This is a genomic window from Pseudomonas sp. 21LCFQ010 (assembly GCF_024129905.1).
GTDB lineage: Bacteria > Pseudomonadota > Gammaproteobacteria > Pseudomonadales > Pseudomonadaceae > Aquipseudomonas.
This window is the reverse complement of the sequence record NZ_JAMYDZ010000014.1, coordinates 139,090-154,627: the sequence shown is the minus strand read 5'-3', so window position 1 is coordinate 154,627 and position 15,538 is coordinate 139,090. Positions and strand designations below refer to the sequence as shown.

At 56.0% G+C, this 15,538-nt stretch carries 15 protein-coding genes; 9 read left to right on the top strand and 6 right to left on the bottom strand.

All coding sequences use genetic code 11. The features are described 5' to 3' along the window. The first annotated feature begins 395 nt into the window (after positions 1 to 395). From NJC38_RS17310 to NJC38_RS17275, 8 genes are all read left to right on the top strand, one after another. Complete coding sequence (locus NJC38_RS17310) at positions 396 to 2,543, top strand: hypothetical protein (RefSeq protein ID WP_253116129.1); 2,148 nt, start codon at positions 396 to 398, stop codon at positions 2,541 to 2,543. 219 nt (positions 2,544 to 2,762) lie between these two features. Beyond that, a complete protein-coding gene (locus NJC38_RS17305; RefSeq protein WP_366856093.1) occupies positions 2,763 to 3,524 on the top strand; it encodes a PFL_4669 family integrating conjugative element protein in 762 nt (253 codons plus the stop codon). A gap of 2 nt (positions 3,525 to 3,526) precedes the next feature. Next, a complete protein-coding gene (locus NJC38_RS17300) occupies positions 3,527 to 4,093 on the top strand; it encodes a DUF3158 family protein (RefSeq protein WP_253116127.1) in 567 nt (188 codons plus the stop codon). A gap of 1 nt (position 4,094) precedes the next feature. Next, positions 4,095 to 4,490 (top strand): single-stranded DNA-binding protein, encoded by a 396-nt coding sequence (locus tag NJC38_RS17295; protein WP_253116125.1) that lies wholly within the window; start codon positions 4,095 to 4,097, stop codon positions 4,488 to 4,490. A 180-nt stretch (positions 4,491 to 4,670) separates the two neighbouring features. Then, entirely contained in the window at positions 4,671 to 6,638 is a 1,968-nt protein-coding gene (locus tag NJC38_RS17290; protein WP_253116123.1) for a DEAD/DEAH box helicase, read from the top strand. A 118-nt stretch (positions 6,639 to 6,756) separates the two neighbouring features. Continuing rightward, complete coding sequence (locus NJC38_RS17285) at positions 6,757 to 6,951, top strand: hypothetical protein (RefSeq protein WP_253116121.1); 195 nt, start codon at positions 6,757 to 6,759, stop codon at positions 6,949 to 6,951. Next, positions 6,952 to 7,767 carry a hypothetical protein gene (locus NJC38_RS17280; RefSeq protein ID WP_253116119.1) on the top strand — a complete coding sequence of 272 codons (816 nt, stop codon included), beginning with the start codon at positions 6,952 to 6,954 and terminating at the stop codon, positions 7,765 to 7,767. 289 nt (positions 7,768 to 8,056) lie between these two features. Beyond that, positions 8,057 to 9,466 (top strand): DNA cytosine methyltransferase, encoded by a 1,410-nt coding sequence (locus tag NJC38_RS17275; RefSeq protein ID WP_253116117.1) that lies wholly within the window; start codon positions 8,057 to 8,059, stop codon positions 9,464 to 9,466. A gap of 212 nt (positions 9,467 to 9,678) precedes the next feature. On the opposite strand, the gene NJC38_RS17270 is transcribed toward NJC38_RS17275, so the two are convergent. The 3 genes from NJC38_RS17270 to NJC38_RS17260 form a co-directional block, all read right to left on the bottom strand. Continuing rightward, positions 9,679 to 10,434, bottom strand: coding sequence for a DUF3944 domain-containing protein (locus tag NJC38_RS17270; protein ID WP_253116115.1), 756 nt, complete (start codon positions 10,432 to 10,434; stop codon positions 9,679 to 9,681). Positions 10,435 to 10,601: 167 nt separating this feature from the next. Further along, positions 10,602 to 10,955 carry a hypothetical protein gene (locus NJC38_RS17265; RefSeq protein WP_253116113.1) on the bottom strand — a complete coding sequence of 118 codons (354 nt, stop codon included), beginning with the start codon at positions 10,953 to 10,955 and terminating at the stop codon, positions 10,602 to 10,604. A 164-nt stretch (positions 10,956 to 11,119) separates the two neighbouring features. Continuing rightward, complete coding sequence (locus NJC38_RS17260) at positions 11,120 to 11,467, bottom strand: hypothetical protein (protein ID WP_253116111.1); 348 nt, start codon at positions 11,465 to 11,467, stop codon at positions 11,120 to 11,122. A gap of 446 nt (positions 11,468 to 11,913) precedes the next feature. On the opposite strand from NJC38_RS17260, the gene NJC38_RS17255 reads away from it, so the two are divergent. After that, positions 11,914 to 12,261, top strand: coding sequence for a DUF3742 family protein (locus NJC38_RS17255; RefSeq protein ID WP_253116110.1), 348 nt, complete (start codon positions 11,914 to 11,916; stop codon positions 12,259 to 12,261). Between the two features lie 46 nt (positions 12,262 to 12,307). On the opposite strand, the gene NJC38_RS17250 is transcribed toward NJC38_RS17255, so the two are convergent. The 3 genes from NJC38_RS17250 to NJC38_RS17240 are packed head-to-tail and all read right to left on the bottom strand — an operon-like array spanning position 12,308 to position 15,528. Further along, positions 12,308 to 13,813, bottom strand: a complete 1,506-nt coding sequence (locus NJC38_RS17250; protein ID WP_253116107.1) for a conjugal transfer protein TraG N-terminal domain-containing protein — start codon at positions 13,811 to 13,813, stop codon at positions 12,308 to 12,310. Positions 13,814 to 13,822: 9 nt separating this feature from the next. Further along, positions 13,823 to 14,158, bottom strand: coding sequence for a hypothetical protein (locus NJC38_RS17245; protein WP_253116105.1), 336 nt, complete (start codon positions 14,156 to 14,158; stop codon positions 13,823 to 13,825). Next, positions 14,155 to 15,528, bottom strand: a complete 1,374-nt coding sequence (locus NJC38_RS17240) for an integrating conjugative element protein (protein WP_253116103.1) — start codon at positions 15,526 to 15,528, stop codon at positions 14,155 to 14,157. Before NJC38_RS17240 ends, NJC38_RS17245 begins: the two co-directional genes overlap by 4 nt. Positions 15,529 to 15,538 lie beyond the last annotated feature (10 nt).

Sequence of the window (15,538 nt, the reverse complement as noted above, 5' to 3'; positions counted from 1 at the left end):
TAACGCGGCGTAGAAGCTCGGCTTTTTCGGCTTCAGACAAGACAATGACAGTCGCTGGTCGGCCCATATAAATGCTCAGCTCTCACGAGTGGGTTTCAAATGAGCATAGACCATATTTTCATTGGTACTTGTGAAACACTACACTAGCTGAGTGGCAACAAGCTGTTGCGAGTGAGTTAAATGAGTCTCTCCCGGATAGCTTGAAATTTTTTGTTGATTACAAAGATCGGAGGAACATTCTTGATCTCTGCCAATCTGCATATGTAATAGAGGCTCTCAAAGACAGCTGTTTCACAGCTGACCTACGTCCCCTTCAATCGAATGCGCGTAATCTATGGAATACTCTTACAGAGACTCTCCCCCCTTTAAAACTGGAACTCCCAGACCAAGTCGCATTGCCCAAGGATTTTGTTGGGGGACGCCTTGCTAGCCGATTTGATAATTTGCAGCATGCTTTGGCTTTAAGCGCTCAACGCAATGCTATGGACGGTCTGATGCGGCCATTACTAAGTAGCTATCTAGGAGGTTGGTCATTTTCACGAAGTGAAAATATCGACGAAGCGATCGTTGTAGACATGCTGCCGCTAAGGCATCAGGTGCTCGTGCTTATGCAAACCATTAATGCCGCGGAACCTCTTATAAGCCTGACACGCCAGATTGACGTAATCGAAGCAGCTCGTGGCCGCTGGGTAGTCGCGAGCCAAAGACTGAGACTTATCAAGCGCGCTGCAATAGCTGTTCACATGCTCACACGACTGCCTCAGTTGGTCGAGCACCAAGTTCAAGGTCTCATACACACGTTAGAAGCACGGACGACTGATTGGCTCAATCTGATATACCGACCCCACTACAACGGTGGGCCTCGTTACGTTGGACTCGACCCTTCTCGCGCTCAAGGAATAGGAATTTACGCAGGGCTCGGTGTCGTGCGCGTTCAGGCCCATCAAATCATGAACTCTTCACACTTGAGAGCCTGTGTGTGGGCATTCGTATTCAGCCTTTGGGAACGTATCCGTGCGCGGGCGGGGGCATTGGAAATCCTTCAGCTGGACGATCCTCAAACTTTCTTTGATCCAATCAACACTGAAAATGTCGCGGCTGCGGTTCCAGCATTAGTGGCCGCAGGTATGGCGATTCTAATTACCTCAAACGACAATCGGTTCATTACAGCGGTTAAAGACAAACTGCCAAGAAGCTCTTCTGCGCACCCATCATGGACTATGCTTCAGATCAGCCCTCTCTCTTCGTCCAGATCGACGCTTGCACTTACCCCAACGATCGACGAGGTCAAGGAGCGTCAAAAAGCATGGGTCGAGTCTTCTAATGATGTTGTTATTAGTCAGCAATTTGTAGAGCGAGTTCGGCTACACATCGAGAATCGCCTTTGGGACTTACTCGCAGCTGATCCGATGTTAATCTACAAGCCGACTCTTGCAGATCTAGTTGGTCACATTGCTGGGGCACGCAACGCAGGTGAACCGCCGTTCCAAGATCCCCCTTTTGAAAAACTCTTGAGCTGTAGTTTCTTGAAATCGGGGACTCACTTCTATACAGCAATCAACCAAGCGCATCATGATCTGAGGAAGATCACACCTTACGATGCCGGAGTGGTCGAAGAAGGCTTCTTGGAGGTGGATCGATTGATCCGCAGTTGCTCCGCAGCGTATGCGCGATTCATGGGCAGACTGACTCGTGACGATGAAGACATGTTCTTCGGGGAGTCCCCACCTGCGCCGTCCGCGCTGATCACTGCTCACATGCAATATCCAAGCCATGGTGACTTCAGTGCCCAGACCCAGGCCCACGTAGCTTCGTCAACAGTGCCTGCAGCTAGCCTTTCTCTAGAGAGTCTGGGCGATATCGCTCTTTACGTAATCCAAGGTGATTCCTTGGGGGCGTTTGCCCGTAAAGGACAAATAGTGATCGTTTCTCTCGATCGTACAGCCAGGTGCGGCGAACCGGTCGTAGCGTTGTACAACGGCAAGATATTTGCTCGTAGATATCATTCGGACAAGTTGGATGTCGGCAAGCTTATGCTTGCCTGCGAGCAGTCAGTAAGTGAGAGAGTTGCACCTGCTTTGGTGCTGCGTAGAAATAAAGTCCGCCTCATGCCGATCGTTGGGGTCCTCTACGACTCGATTACTGCGGTCGGTAGGGATGAGGCTCAAGCTCTTGGTTGCAGCGCAATCTTGGATTCGCCTCTCGCTGTCGCCAGAGTTGTCGATAATAGTGGCTACCCGCTTATACGTCACCAAGACTGGGTTTTCTTGGAACCCCACAGCTTTGTCAAGTCCAGCGACTTGCAAAGCCTACAAGGCGAGCTTGTAGCTTTTGTTGCCAGTAAAAACGGTCACAAAGATGCGTACCTTAAGCGGTTAGGGATAGCCATCAGTGAAGAATTACGAGTTTTCGAAAGTGCTGGGACTTTCGGCGATGCGGTGGTGGTGTGCTGTGGCGCTGAGCAATCCCAAGTGTTTCCTCGCTTGATGAGTATGTGGCGTGTCCGCGGAGTACTTCGAGGATTCACTGAGTCGATACATTGAAGCTGTCAATTGAGCTGACTGCTCATGCAGCATGTAGCCATGATTGTAGTCCTAGCGATGAACTGAACGTCAATCACGCTTTTCGCCGCGCCAACTCAAGGTGATTCCACTGGAATCACCCCAACCACAAACCCCCACCCCCCAAACCAGTTTTTCCACTGACCCCCTTCCCGGACCTCGCAAGACTGGCTGCTTTCCCAGTCAATCACGAGGCCTACCGTGTCAGATTCCATTCAGCTCAACCTGGGCGCGTTACGCAGCGCCATGAAGCTCACGCTCCATACCCATCACGCTGCCCGTATCTGGCATGGGCGGTCTGCCACTGAAGACAAGAACGGCATCATCGGTCTGAGTGGCTTTGTCGGCATTCTCAACAAGATCAAGCGCGGTGCCGAGCAGGATGATCCTTACTCGGACCTGTGGCTGATTAGGGTTGAAGAAAAGTTGGCCAGCTCGAAGTTGATCCTGGGTGAAGTCCAGGAGCATCTGGATCAGGTCATGGCCCATGTGCCGGTGGCGTTGAGCATTGGCGATAACCTCAATGTGCAGCCGGTTACGTTGCCACTGTTTATCAGTTCGCAGCATGGCTTCATGGCGGTTTATTTACTGACCCAGTACGACGACTTGGCCAGGCGTCTACTGCTGGCTCATCACACGGCGATGATTGGCCGGCGGGACATGGAGCGCTGGCTCAACGAAGGTGCACATGTGCTGCGCAGTCTTTTTGCGCTGGTGCAGCCTTACAAGTTTTCCGGCGCCAGCCGTGATGACTTTGCGGCCAACAATGCCCGTGCTCGTGAAGCACGGGAGAAGTTTGGAGAACTGCCGCAGGACATTCTCGACGGTACGCTGCGGGCTGAGTTCGCGCCGCCGATCGTGCGTCCGCGCGGCGGGTCCGTTCTTGGGCACGCTGATGCAGGCGATGACGAACCTGCTGATGCAGCCGACCTCGACGAATCCCCGGATACCGGAGAGGGTTGAGCATGGTGCATCCGCTATCGCCTGGCGCAGAACATCTGCTTGGTCGTGCTGCAGCAAAACAGCCTGCCTTCCGGGCGCTGCAACAGAGTGCCTTCGCCGAGCTGCAACACGCTGCCTTCCACAAAGGGCTTTTAAAGCCTTTTAAAGGTAAGGGGGAACTGGTCCATTTTGCGCTGTCGTGCCGGCAACTCATGGAGCAACTGATTCAGTTGGCGACTCATGAAGTGCTGGGGCAGGCCGAGCGTTATCCGTTCACCTTGTTGCCGATTCGGCTGACCCGACAGTCCACCAGTGCCGGCACCGTGTTCTTGCGCTGGACCCGGGTCGATCGTCGGCAGATGGGCGTTGCGCTCTGGGAGCAGTTGCTCGAAGACGCACGCACGCCGGTTCACATGCTCGATGACCTGTTCGCCCTGGAGCAGCAGCGTATCACCCTCAACATGCAGATCAGCCTGCTCAGCACGCTGGGCCGGCAGGCCAGCGCCTGCGCCGAGAAGATGGGCCAGGCCGAAAGCGTCTACCGCCAACGAATCCACTCGATCAACCGCAAACCACACAAGGAGGCCTGACATGGCCACGCATTTCTGGGGTGAAGGCAACATTGGCAGCAAACCCGAATTCAAGGAGTTCGCCAACGGCAACAAGGAGCCGCGTCGGCTGGTGCGGCTCAATGTGTACTTCGACAACTCGATCCCACGGGACAACGGTGAGTATGAAGACCGGGGCGGTTTCTGGGCCAATGTCGAGCTGTGGCACAAAGACGCCGAGCGTTACTCGCGGCTTTACGCCAAGGGGCTGCGGGTATTGGTGCAGGGCAAGATGATCATGGATCGCTGGGAGGGCGATGATGGTGTAGAGAACTGCGCCATGAAGGTTCAGGCCACGCGCATCGGCATTCTGCCGCACCGCGTCGACGCCGTGATGCTCAGTGCGCCTGATCAAGCCGCTGCCGAGCCTGATGTCTGAGGTTGGCATAAAAATCGCCCTCTGCATGAAGCTTTCGGGAAACGAGGCTTCATGCGCGTCATGCTGCGGTTTCAGCATGAAGTGGATGTTGGCAGGTGATTCCAGTGGAATCAGGCCGCACTGTCGTGGAGGTGAATCCACTGGAATCACCTCGCGCGGCCGGTTCGCGGTGACTCGCGAATGAGCACACTTCTGAAGCGCTCCGTACCCAGCCTGCTCAAAGCGGCGGTGTATGACGGTTACGATTACGGACTGCTGCTCACTTACCTGGAGGGCGGCAACAAGGTGTTGCTGGCCCGCCAGGGCTTTTACATTCGCCGCAGTGAGCACCCGCTGTATCGGGCCTGGCGGATTCCCAAACATCACCTCCATCACGACCCCGAAAGCCTGTTTACCGAACTCAAGGCGTTGGCAGCGATCGATCTGCGGGAGACTGCCGCGAGTTTTATCGCCAAACTCGATGCGGCGCGCGCCCAGCGGGATTCCGCTGCGTTCACATGGGGCATGCACCTGCGTCTGGCGCCGTTACTCGAAGGCGGAGTGTTGGCCAGCGGTGATTACCATCCGGGCGTGGTCGCTGTTTACAAACGCATGGGCGGCATCTACCTGTCGCAGATGCGCGCCTGGAAGCTGGCGAGTAGCGCCGAAGTGGTCAAGCTCAACCTCATCGAGGAACTGGGTTTTGCCGATGAGCAAATTGAAGTGCTCAACACGGTTCAGGAGCTGCACAGCGACGGTTCACTGAGCTCGGTTCGCAGCAGTGACGGTATTCGGATTGGCGGTGAGTTTCCGGAGGCCGATCCTGCGCGCGAGGAGGGCGAGGGCGCCAAGGATCTGTTTCTCGCCAGCGTCTCGAGTATCGAGCGTACCCCGTGGACCGATGCCCGCATTGCCGAGGCGTTGCAGGGGTATTCACTCTATGACTATCAGCACGCCGGGGTCAGGCATCTGCTGCTGCGCAACAGCGCGTTGCTGGCTGATGACATGGGCTTGGGCAAAACCCGTCAGGCGGTGGTCGCGGCCGAGGTTCAGGCAGCCGGTCGCCCGATCATGGTGGTCTGCTTGCTCAGCCTTATCATCAACTGGGAGCGGGAGATTCTGGCGGTCAACCCGCAGGCCCGCATCGCCCGGCAACGCTTCGACAGCGAGGCACAATGGGTACTGGTCAACTACGAGCGGCTGGGCGAGTACCTGCAGACGGCGGGGCAGTTTGCCGTGCTGGTGATCGACGAAGCCCATCGGCTCAAGGAGCCCACCGCGCTCTGGACCCGCCATGCCTTCGACATTGCCGCTCAGGTCCCGAACCGTTACCTGCTGACCGGTACACCTGTGTTGAACCGCGAGATCGAGCTGCACACCCTGCTGCGCCTTTCTGGCCATGCGATCGGGCAAATGCCTTTGAAGGCGTTCTGTAAGCAATTCACCGGCAGTACCGAATTCAGACAGGCATTGCGCGCCCAGCTCTCGGACTGGATGCTGCGCCGTCGCAAGGATGTCCTGACCCAGCTCAAAGGCAAGCAACGGCAAACCCTGTCACTGGCGATGAGTGCCGAACAACGTGAGCAGTACGACGCGATCTACAACGGCAGCGAATCCGCCTTGGCGCGTATCGGCAAACTGCGCATCCTGCTGGAGCGCTTCAAGCTGGCCAGCGTGCTGCAGATGGTCCAGGAGCTGGACATCGAAGACAAGGTCATCATCTTCTGCGAGTTCAAGGACAGCGTGTTTACCCTGCGCGATAAATGCCAACGGCTGGGCATCGACGCGGTGACCCTGATCGGCAGTGACTCATTTACCAAACGGCAGAAAGTCATCGACCGATTTCAGAACGAAGCAGATACCCGAGTATTCATCGGCACCACCTCGGCCGCCGGTACCGGCAACAACCTGACCGCCGCCAACTACGTGATCTTCGCCAGCCTGCCGTGGACGCCGGCACTGCAAGACCAGGCCGAAGACCGTGCCTACCGCAACGGGCAATTGCGGTTGGTGGTGGTGAAAATTCCGATGCTGGAAGACACCATTGATCAGCAGCTCTGGGCGATGCTGGAGGCGAAGAGGGCGGTGGCCAAGGATCTGGTGGAGCTTGAGTCGGGTCAGGCTGCGGCTGCTGAAGCGGTGGCACGGTCTATCGCTGTTCAGGTGTGACCTGTGTTGCGAATCTTGTACCGGAGAGCGGGCAAAATTGTTCTCGGGGTGGGGGGTATGCTATACAGGCCGCATCTGAAGCGGTTCGTACACATGGCACATCGATAGAGAAGCCTGCATGAATATTCTGAATCTGCTTTTCGGCAAGCCCGGCGAGCATATGAGCGAAAAGGATCGTGAGATCTCCGAGTCGATCAAGAAGCTCAAGACTTTGAGCGTGGTCGATGGCCGGGTCTCTATCTCACCGTCCGAAGTTGTAACAGAAGAGTTCATCAAGGAGCGCAAGGAAGCACGCCGTCTACTGAGTGCATAAATGGGAATACTTTTACTCCTGCCTTTTCTGGTTAGCGGTTACTGGATCTGCCTCAAACATCCTCGCCTAGCCCTCAGCTTTCACCGTTATGAAGGCCAACTGCTTTATCTGTTGGTCGCCCGTGAAGGCATCATCTGTTTTTTGATCGCCTCAGTTCTGAGCCTGCTGCTTGGTTTGCTTCGTTACGTGTCTTTCACCGTACCGGGTTGCAATGGCGGCTATCCGGTCAGTCTGGATTACCTTTCATCCCTCGAAGCCTGGTTGGTCGACCACCAGCTCTCATCCGTCCATAACGCCGATATTGGTGCCTTTCTGGTTCAGGCCGCAGTGCTGTGCCTGGTGGTTCCAAAGTTTTGGGCGAGCTTCGCCGAGTGGCGCTTGAAACGTACCTACAACCTCGGCACTCGTGCCGAACTGGATATGCTGCTGCTGACACACTTCGTGGCCAGCAACCCGCGACTTGATTTGTTACTGACGTCCATCCGGCACCCGCAGAACAAATACCTGTTCACCATGCAGGATCGAAAGGTTTACGTAGGCAGCGTGATCAGCTTCGGGCAAGTCACCGAGGCACAAGGTGTCGATCAGCATTTTCTGTTGGTGCCGTTTCTCAGCGGGTACCGTGACAAGGACACGCTGCAGGTGGAAATGACCACCGACTATGCGAATGGTGAATACAGCGTAATCATGCTGGCTCAAGAGAACATTGCGTCAGTGATGCTGTGGAAACAGGACGTCTGGGAGGCGTTCAAGACAGCGAGGGAGGCCAAGAAACCCAAGTCCAGAGTTAAAGACTCACTACCAAAGCGCAATTGATCCGCGTTGTGCACTGGTTCAATTCCCGCCGATTTCACTTCGGCCATCCGTTGACAGCCTCTCTTTCGTTGAGCAACCTGGTGCTGCAAAACGGCTGACCTTGTCAGCACCCCGGTAGCTGGATCTCAGGCTACAGCGCAGTCACCTGCGTCGATCCACACCCCAAAGTCCGCCCAGTAACCGGCAGCGCGGACGATCGGCTCAATACCTGCCGATGGTTGCATCTGAACTCACTTCTACCCCATGGGAACTACTCCCATCGGGGGTGCTTCCCGTTCTGGAGAGCACCATGAAAACCTTCACGACCCTGATCACCTCTAAAATAGGTGAGTCCCGCGGCGTTGCACGCATCTGGCTGGAAGGCCACAAGCTGCTCAAGGCCGGCATCAAGATCGGTGCCCGATATTCACTGCAAGTCGCCGAGCAGCGCGCCCGTCTCGAACTGGTCCCACTGGATAGCAGCGCCGACTCTGCGCGCATGGTTACCGTCTCGAAACGAGAGCGCCACGGCATCATCACGCCGCTACTGGAGATCCGTAGCGAACTGCTGCGCCAGTTATTCACCACCGCTGAAAAAGTCCGGGTCGTGATTCGGCTCGGTCGCATTGCCGTTACGGCCATTGACCGGGACGAGCGGGTGACTGAGCGCCTGTCCCGACTGCGGTACAAACTGCAGGCGGGTGAGCCACTGGCCGTGTGCAGTCTGTTTCATGGTGGCGGCGTACTCGACCGGGCGATTCACACCGGCCTGGCCAGGCAGGGTATCGACTGCTACACACGTATCGGCATCGAGCTCGAAGAACCGTACCTGGACGCCAGCCTGCGCAACAATCCGATGCTCTGGCGGGAGGACTCATTCGCTATTTGCTCGGACATCCGCGATATCAGGCGTGGCGACGATATACCCCTGTGCGACCTGGTCATCGCAGGCATTCCCTGCACGGGAGCGTCGAGGTCTGGCAAGGCGAAAAACAAACTGCTCGCAACAGAAGACCACCCCACGGCCGGCGCATTGTTCGTCGACTTTCTGGACTTCGTGCGCTACTGCAACCCGGCCATGGCCATTTTGGAAAATGTTCCTGACTACCTGGCCAGCACCTCCATGATGGTCATCCGCTCGTTACTGGGCGCGCTGGGGTACCGGCTGTTCGAGTGCATGCTCGACGGCAACACCTTTGGTGCACTGGAAAACCGTTCACGGATGGCAGTCGTGGCCTACACAGAGGGTGTGTTCGACTCACTTGAGCAGCAAGACCTGCTGCCACTGCGCATCAAGGAAGCGACCCTGGCCGAAGTGCTGGACCACGTAGCGCCCGACCACCAGAGCTGGAAGCCATATGACTACCTGCAACTCAAGGAACAGCGCGACATGGCCAGCGGCAAGGGCTTTCGTCGACAGTTACTCACCGCGCAAGCGCCTGGGTGCGGATGCATCGGACGAGGGTATGCCAAGGCACGCTCGACCGAGCCATTCATTCAGCACCCGACCGATCCTGGCCTGAGCCGGTTACTGACCGTGGCCGAGCATGCAAGGGTCAAGACCATCCCGGTTGAGCTGGTTCAGGGTGTCTCTGACACCACGGCTCATGAGATTTTGGGGCAGTCGGTGATCTTTGTGGCGTTTGAGGCGTTGGCGGTGATGGTTGGTGAGAGGCTGAAGCGGTTGGCGGTGTCGCAGCCGGTGGCTTTGGTTGCTTGACTTAGCGGCGCCCTTCCTTGTGGGAGGGCGCCGTTTTTTATTTCGGTGGAGTTAAAAAGTCATCAAGCAGTATAGTTTTTATATGGGCAAAAGTTGCGTTCAGATTTAGCCTAATATCTTCTTTTTTCTCAGATGCCAAAAAGTCTCTAAGATATTCATTGCTCTTTTCAGTCAGCGGCAACGGTAGGGGGCGTTATTAAAAGGCTACTGGCTCAGCTGAACTCTATCTCAGCGGCTTGCTTTTCGTACAGGTACTTTTGGCGAAGTGCTGCTACTTGGATGACAGCAGGAATAGTGACCCTGAATGCAGGACTTGCGATATCGATTGCAGTCCAAGCACCGGTAATTACCCAGCCGATCGGGCCTGTCAATACTGCCATTGTCCGAGCTAAAGCGGCGTTACCAGCTAAGCTTAGCCCGCGTCCGATCAGTGCTTTGAGAATAGCGTTCACAATAATCAATGTCAGTTGATAGGACTTAAAACCACCGGCCTTGAAGACAGCCTGGAAAACTCCCAGCAAGGCCTCAGAGGTGAGCAGATTAACGTTTTTCACACCCACAGCATCAGCTAGCTCTTTTAACTCTTCTGGGGACATTTTCTCCACAGCGTCGGTGAGAATTTTCATAAGCATGTTCTGCTCAATTTTCTCTACGCTAGAGTTGCTGTTGTAGTTGACTTTTAATTTGTCACACACGTCTTGGAGTACTTCTTTATAGAGTACGCCTTTGCCGCCCCGAAAAATTGTTGCAATGGAATTCCCCCCAAAGCACTGAATTTCGGCAGCAATCAGCTTCCAGTACTTGTTGTGGTCTGGGTGGTGTGCTTTATATGTTTCATTTGTAGATAGCTCTTCTGTCAGTCGAGGACTACCATCTTTGTCATGAACAAGGCAATACACCAAATCATTCAGTGACTCTGAATCTACCTTGGATAAAAACTCAAGATCCGTATCGTCTCTGTATGCCATCATTAGTTCCCGAGTAAATTAACTTGTGCAACGAGGTCGAAGCCAGCATTAAGAATTCAGTTTTTAGGTTTTGTAAGCGCACTTCACTGTTCACGCCCAGCGTTAACGACCTCAAGATCCCTTGTCGTTGGCTTGGAGATATTTACGTGAGGTATGCTGTCACCGGTTCACTTCAGCCACTTGTACAGCCGATAGCCGCCATATCCCGCTACCGCTACTGCAGCAGCCGGCCATGCAGCTGCGGTGGCCACAGCCATAACTCCAGCAGCCATACCTCCACCACCGGCAGCAATTGCACCGCCTCCCAGAGCAGCTAACGCGGAGCTTGTTGCGGCAGCGCCCGTCAGCCCTGCGCCATTTGCTACCGCGATAGCTCCACCATAAACCATTGCCGCATTTGCTATACCAGCAGCCGCACCTGTGGCGATTGCGGACCCTGCTGCTGTTTTATCACCAATTTCCATATGTTCACCAACGCGCGATGTGTGTGAATTTAAAAATATCACTTTGATATCATCCAAGGAAGCTCTTGCATTGCCTGAGGTCTGGCGTCGTTTTTTGATTCCAGTGGAATCACTTTTCTCCAGGCAAAAAGAAGCCCTCCGTAGAGGGCTTGGTCAGGACGCAGCAGGCGGTCAACAGCCTTAACGACCACCATTAACGTCGTTTGCAAATCGACTTGAAGTCAGTACTCGAAACAGCCGCAAGGACAGGTCCAGGACGTGAGTCCGTGTGAGCAGATGCCTTCTTCCCAGTCGTCGGCTGTCGCCTGATCCAATTCATCTTGGGACAGATAGCCGTAGGTTGCCCGGGCATATGCGTAGGCAAGTCGCACACTCTCGGTGCTGTCTTCCTCACCCAGATGGCTCCACACGCTTTCGCAGAACTTGGAATGTCGTATTTCTTCCGTCTGGGCGCGGTCGCCTGCGTTGATAAACAGTTGATCGACCAGCTCTTCGAGCGTTGTGAAAGGTTCGCCGAGACCGAGGGTTTGTCGGGCACGTTTCAGAATGACCATCGAATAATCAGTCATGGTGTTTCTCCTGCAGGATGAAAAGCAGAGAAACACCGTCCCGGTCGGGAAAGTAATTTCCCCGCTGGGTTGGTTTGAGGTGCTTCTACCGGTCGACACGATCGGTTGATCGCGCTACCAGAAGCTATGCGATCTTGGGCTGGACCAGCACCAGGTGCTTGCAGCTAAAAGGTCCTTGGCTGCGGGGAGGTTGCTGACCAAGTCAGCGTTCAGCAATTCATCATGGTAGGGTAGGTTAGTGGGCGTCAAGAAGGTTTATTGGTTCGTTTGAGCTGACACGGGGACGGCATCGACGTGGCGCGTCTTTACTGCTGTTGCGAAGGCATGCTGTTTACCAGGTGCCCGGTTTTTCCGAAATCTCTCGCGTGATTCTCGGAAGGTGCTGGCATCAAGCCTTGCTTGCCTTGTGGTCTGCTGGTGTCTCCAGGGAAGAAGGAGATTTGGACATGAGCAAGCGCAAGGGGTGTTGGCGGATCGGGTATCTGGCTGGGACCAGTTTTAGCAACTACCGTAAAGCTGAATCAGCCGCATCCCAGTGGTTGATGCTTCGAGGACTGCCAAAACTTATCTGTAGGTCAGCGGTGCTGATAGTGAGGATGCTGATCGTCGCTGCTTTGATCTATTTGTCCTATTGGCTTGCATGGGGAGTTTTTATATTTCTCGGGATAAAGGGCGTGCTAGAGGGGCGCTCGCATGTTGAGATTCAAGAGCCAGATTTCGATCAAAAAAGTAACCTGTTCCCGGATCCATACAGTAACAAGAATATTAATAACCCCGCCTATCATGATGAATGAGCCTTTGTCCTTGGCAGGCTTGCGATGGCTGCCAAGGACGCTAGCTTCAACGTGCTTTTTTGGTGATCACATCTTTACCTTTGCTGCCCTGCTGGTTGGCAGCTCCAGTGCCGTCTTGCAGACCTTCAAGGGCGCTTCCTGCTTTGATCCCCGCCCAAGTCAGCGCGGTAATCCAGAAGCCTGGCAGTATGATGAACATTCCCCCCATGACGTAATTCAGAAGCATGTCTTGCTGGGTATTGTTCATCCCCAGTAACGGGTTCAAGGTGCCATGAGGTGAGCCCGCGCCGTAAAGGGCGTCGAGGATTGTCGTATCCAGCCAGCGGGCTAGCTGGAACCAAAAGTCCACGAAGATCAGTGCGAATTGTACGATTGACATGGTAATTGCGGACTTGAGGTCAAATGTCCCCATCAGTAAGACTAACGGTATGCAGATGATCAAGGCCATTTTTAACAATGCCATTACCATCGGCAGCGCTTGGCGAACCACGTCCATGCCAGGAAAGTAAACCATCGATCCGGCCCCCAATCCGATAGCACCTGTCACCCGGCTCATATCATTAAACATGGACCCACCCACCTGACCCCCGTAATCGGTATACACCTGCCCCTGAGTCAACCGCTGCGCCCGGGGCGAGGATATCTCCCGAATCAGCGCATCACCCACTTCCTGCGGGCTCATGAACGTGGCCCAGCTAACGAAGCGTTCGGTCAGATCAGGTTTGATCTGCTCCAGCAGGCGCGCGCGTAATCCTTTGTTGGCATCCGACCACCACTGGTTGCAGGTGGGGTAGCCACCGCCGTTCTTGACCTGTGCCAGCCCGGCATCCCGTACCGGGTCGTACGGCCACTGCGTCCGTGGGCTGCGTGAGTAGTCGGTGTCGTAGTAGCCCGGCTGGTTCTGGAAGTAGCTGGAACCGATCCAGTTGATGTCGTTCATCAGTTTCGCGTCCAGTGGCGGGCGCTTCATGAACAGTCTGGCCCGGGAGTAGGCGTAGCAGTCGTTGGTGAAGTCGGCGACTTCCTGGGCGAGCAGCGGGTTTTTGATTCGTGTGGTGCTGACTTCCATACGCATCTGGCGCAGGTCGGTACCGCAGGGGATCGAGGCCACTGCTGCGCCGGTCACCGCTTTGGACAGGCCATGTACCAGGAACCACCACACCGGCACTTTGGCGCTCTGGTCGTTGAGGGTGGTGAAGGTCGTGCCCCAGCGCGTGTCTTGTGGCTGGGCAATCTGCACCTGGCATTGCTGCGCCCGTGTGTCGTCGAACTTCAGGGTGCTCAGGCTGAGGTTCATGATCGGCATGCCGGCGAACAGGATCACCGCCGAGGCCACGAACATGCGGTTCTCGATACGTGTGGTCGAGAGTATGCCCTTGTTGCCTTCGTCGGCGCCTTCACCGCGAGCCTTGAGCCATTCCTGCAGGATGATGGCGGCGAAGGGCAGGGCCAACAGGCCGGCGTCCATCATCACGTTCCACAGGCCGTTGTGGATCAGCCAGCCCACCAGGGTCAGGTAATATTCCAGATAGTCATTGGCGTAGAGTGTCATAGCAGCTTCCTAGCTCAGGTGCGGGAGGGCACGGGTGAATTCCATCAGCAGCACGGCGGCTGCCAGGGTCAGTTCGGCGCGGCGCAGTTGCGCAGAGGTGGTTGCCTCACGACGCAGAATCCGCGGCCGTGCCCAGAGCCAGCCCCAAACCAGCGCGGCATACAGCAGCACCCGCCAAGCGAAGAAGTACCAGTAGCTTTCATGCAGCCACTGTTCCCACTGCGCCAGGCCGCCCAGCAGGTGGATGCCAAACAGATTGATGAAGGTGGCGATGGCTAGAGTGCCAATAGACAGGCCGATGGCTCGCCAGAGGGTGGAGCGTTTGATGCGACTGAAGATCCTCACAGGTCACCTCGCTGCCCGGAGGCACTCTGTGCGTCATCCAGGCGATTAAGCTCGGTCTCGCCTTCGTAGATGCTGCGGGAGTTTTCCTTGCGCTCTTTATGGCGCGTGATGATTGCCATCGGTGAATTGCTCGCCAGGGTGCGGCGCAGTTCCACCTCGGTTTTGAGGTTGTCGATCTCCAGCTTCAGGCTCTGGGTCTCGCTGTTGATCGCCGATGTGGCCAGGTCGTTGGCCGAGACATTGGGTTCCTTGTTGCCGGCGAGCAGGGTGCGCTGCAACAGCAGGGCTTTTTCCAGCACGCTGGAGACCGCCACCTCGGAAGCCAGGCGCTGGGCCAGCAGTTCCTGATCAGGCTCGTCGCGCAGGGCGTTGATCACCGCACGGGTGATAGGCAGCGAATTACTGCTGGCTTCGGCCAGGTTCTCGGCGGTGAGCGGTTTGCTGCCCTGGATCAACTTCTTGAGCTGCTTGAGCTTGGCGTCGTACTCCTCCTGAATCAGCGGTGTCAGGCCCACGCCAGCCGTCGAGGTGGTCTTGGTGCAGGTTTCACAAGTCTGTTGCTCGACCTCACCCAACACCCGGTTGGCGAACTGAGCGGCTTCTTCGGGGCTTTTCCAGGTGCTGCAGACCATACCTCCGTTGCAGGTACTGGTACTGATCGGTGCGTTGTCGGTAGGGCTGCGCTGGCTCAACAGGTTGTAGCCGGCCTTGGTCACTTCGCCGATAACCTTGATCGGCTGCTGGCCTTGGCCACCGGCTTTGGTACCGCCGATCCACGGCACGCCGGTATTACCCTTGTCGGCCTCTGCGGTCTTGGTGGCCGAGATGGCGTCCGGGCTCTGGCTGACCGCTTCCTTCAATGCCTGGCCACCGGCCAAAGCGCTCCAGCCGGTCTGGTTGCCGCCAATGTCCATCATCTTCGCCGCCATAGCCTGGCAACTGGTCTTGGCCCGATCGAAGTCCAGACGCGCCTGCAGCACGCCATTGGTCAGCAGGTTGTACAAGGCCGGGTCGGCGCGCTGGATGATCAGCGCCGGCAGCGAAGCCACAGCACCAGTGGCGCCCTGAATCACACTGCTCATGATGTTGTTGAAGCCGTCGGTGACCCCGTTCAACTGGTTCTGCAGGGTGGTCGAAAGGTCCATCTTTCCGCACATCAGGTTGCTGTTCCAGCCAACCCCCACGCCAAGACTCTGCATGGTGCCGACGGTGCCCATCGACACCGCGTTGCCGCCGCCAATGCGGTACAGCACGTCATCGCCGATCACTGAACCTGCCGCTTCGACATTGATAGGGTCTGCCTGTGCCTGCACGGCATGCAGGCATAGCAGCAGGCTGGCGCAGCGCCAGAATGAAAGTGTTCTGCTCATATGAAACCTC

What these genes read in the sequence shown, in the direction of transcription:
- NJC38_RS17240 (WP_253116103.1), bottom strand. Translation starts at nt 15,528, where the DNA reads ATGAGCAGAACACTTTCATTCTGGCGCTGCGCCAGCCTGCTGCTATGC.
- NJC38_RS17250 (WP_253116107.1), bottom strand. Translation starts at nt 13,813, where the DNA reads ATGACACTCTACGCCAATGACTATCTGGAATATTACCTGACCCTGGTG.
- NJC38_RS17280 (WP_253116119.1), top strand. Translation starts at nt 6,952, where the DNA reads ATGGGAATACTTTTACTCCTGCCTTTTCTGGTTAGCGGTTACTGGATC.
- NJC38_RS17275 (WP_253116117.1), top strand. Translation starts at nt 8,057, where the DNA reads ATGAAAACCTTCACGACCCTGATCACCTCTAAAATAGGTGAGTCCCGC.
- NJC38_RS17260 (WP_253116111.1), bottom strand. Translation starts at nt 11,467, where the DNA reads ATGACTGATTATTCGATGGTCATTCTGAAACGTGCCCGACAAACCCTC.
- NJC38_RS17270 (WP_253116115.1), bottom strand. Translation starts at nt 10,434, where the DNA reads ATGGCATACAGAGACGATACGGATCTTGAGTTTTTATCCAAGGTAGAT.
- NJC38_RS17290 (WP_253116123.1), top strand. Translation starts at nt 4,671, where the DNA reads ATGAGCACACTTCTGAAGCGCTCCGTACCCAGCCTGCTCAAAGCGGCG.
- NJC38_RS17285 (WP_253116121.1), top strand. Translation starts at nt 6,757, where the DNA reads ATGAATATTCTGAATCTGCTTTTCGGCAAGCCCGGCGAGCATATGAGC.
- NJC38_RS17295 (WP_253116125.1), top strand. Translation starts at nt 4,095, where the DNA reads ATGGCCACGCATTTCTGGGGTGAAGGCAACATTGGCAGCAAACCCGAA.
- NJC38_RS17300 (WP_253116127.1), top strand. Translation starts at nt 3,527, where the DNA reads ATGGTGCATCCGCTATCGCCTGGCGCAGAACATCTGCTTGGTCGTGCT.
- NJC38_RS17255 (WP_253116110.1), top strand. Translation starts at nt 11,914, where the DNA reads ATGAGCAAGCGCAAGGGGTGTTGGCGGATCGGGTATCTGGCTGGGACC.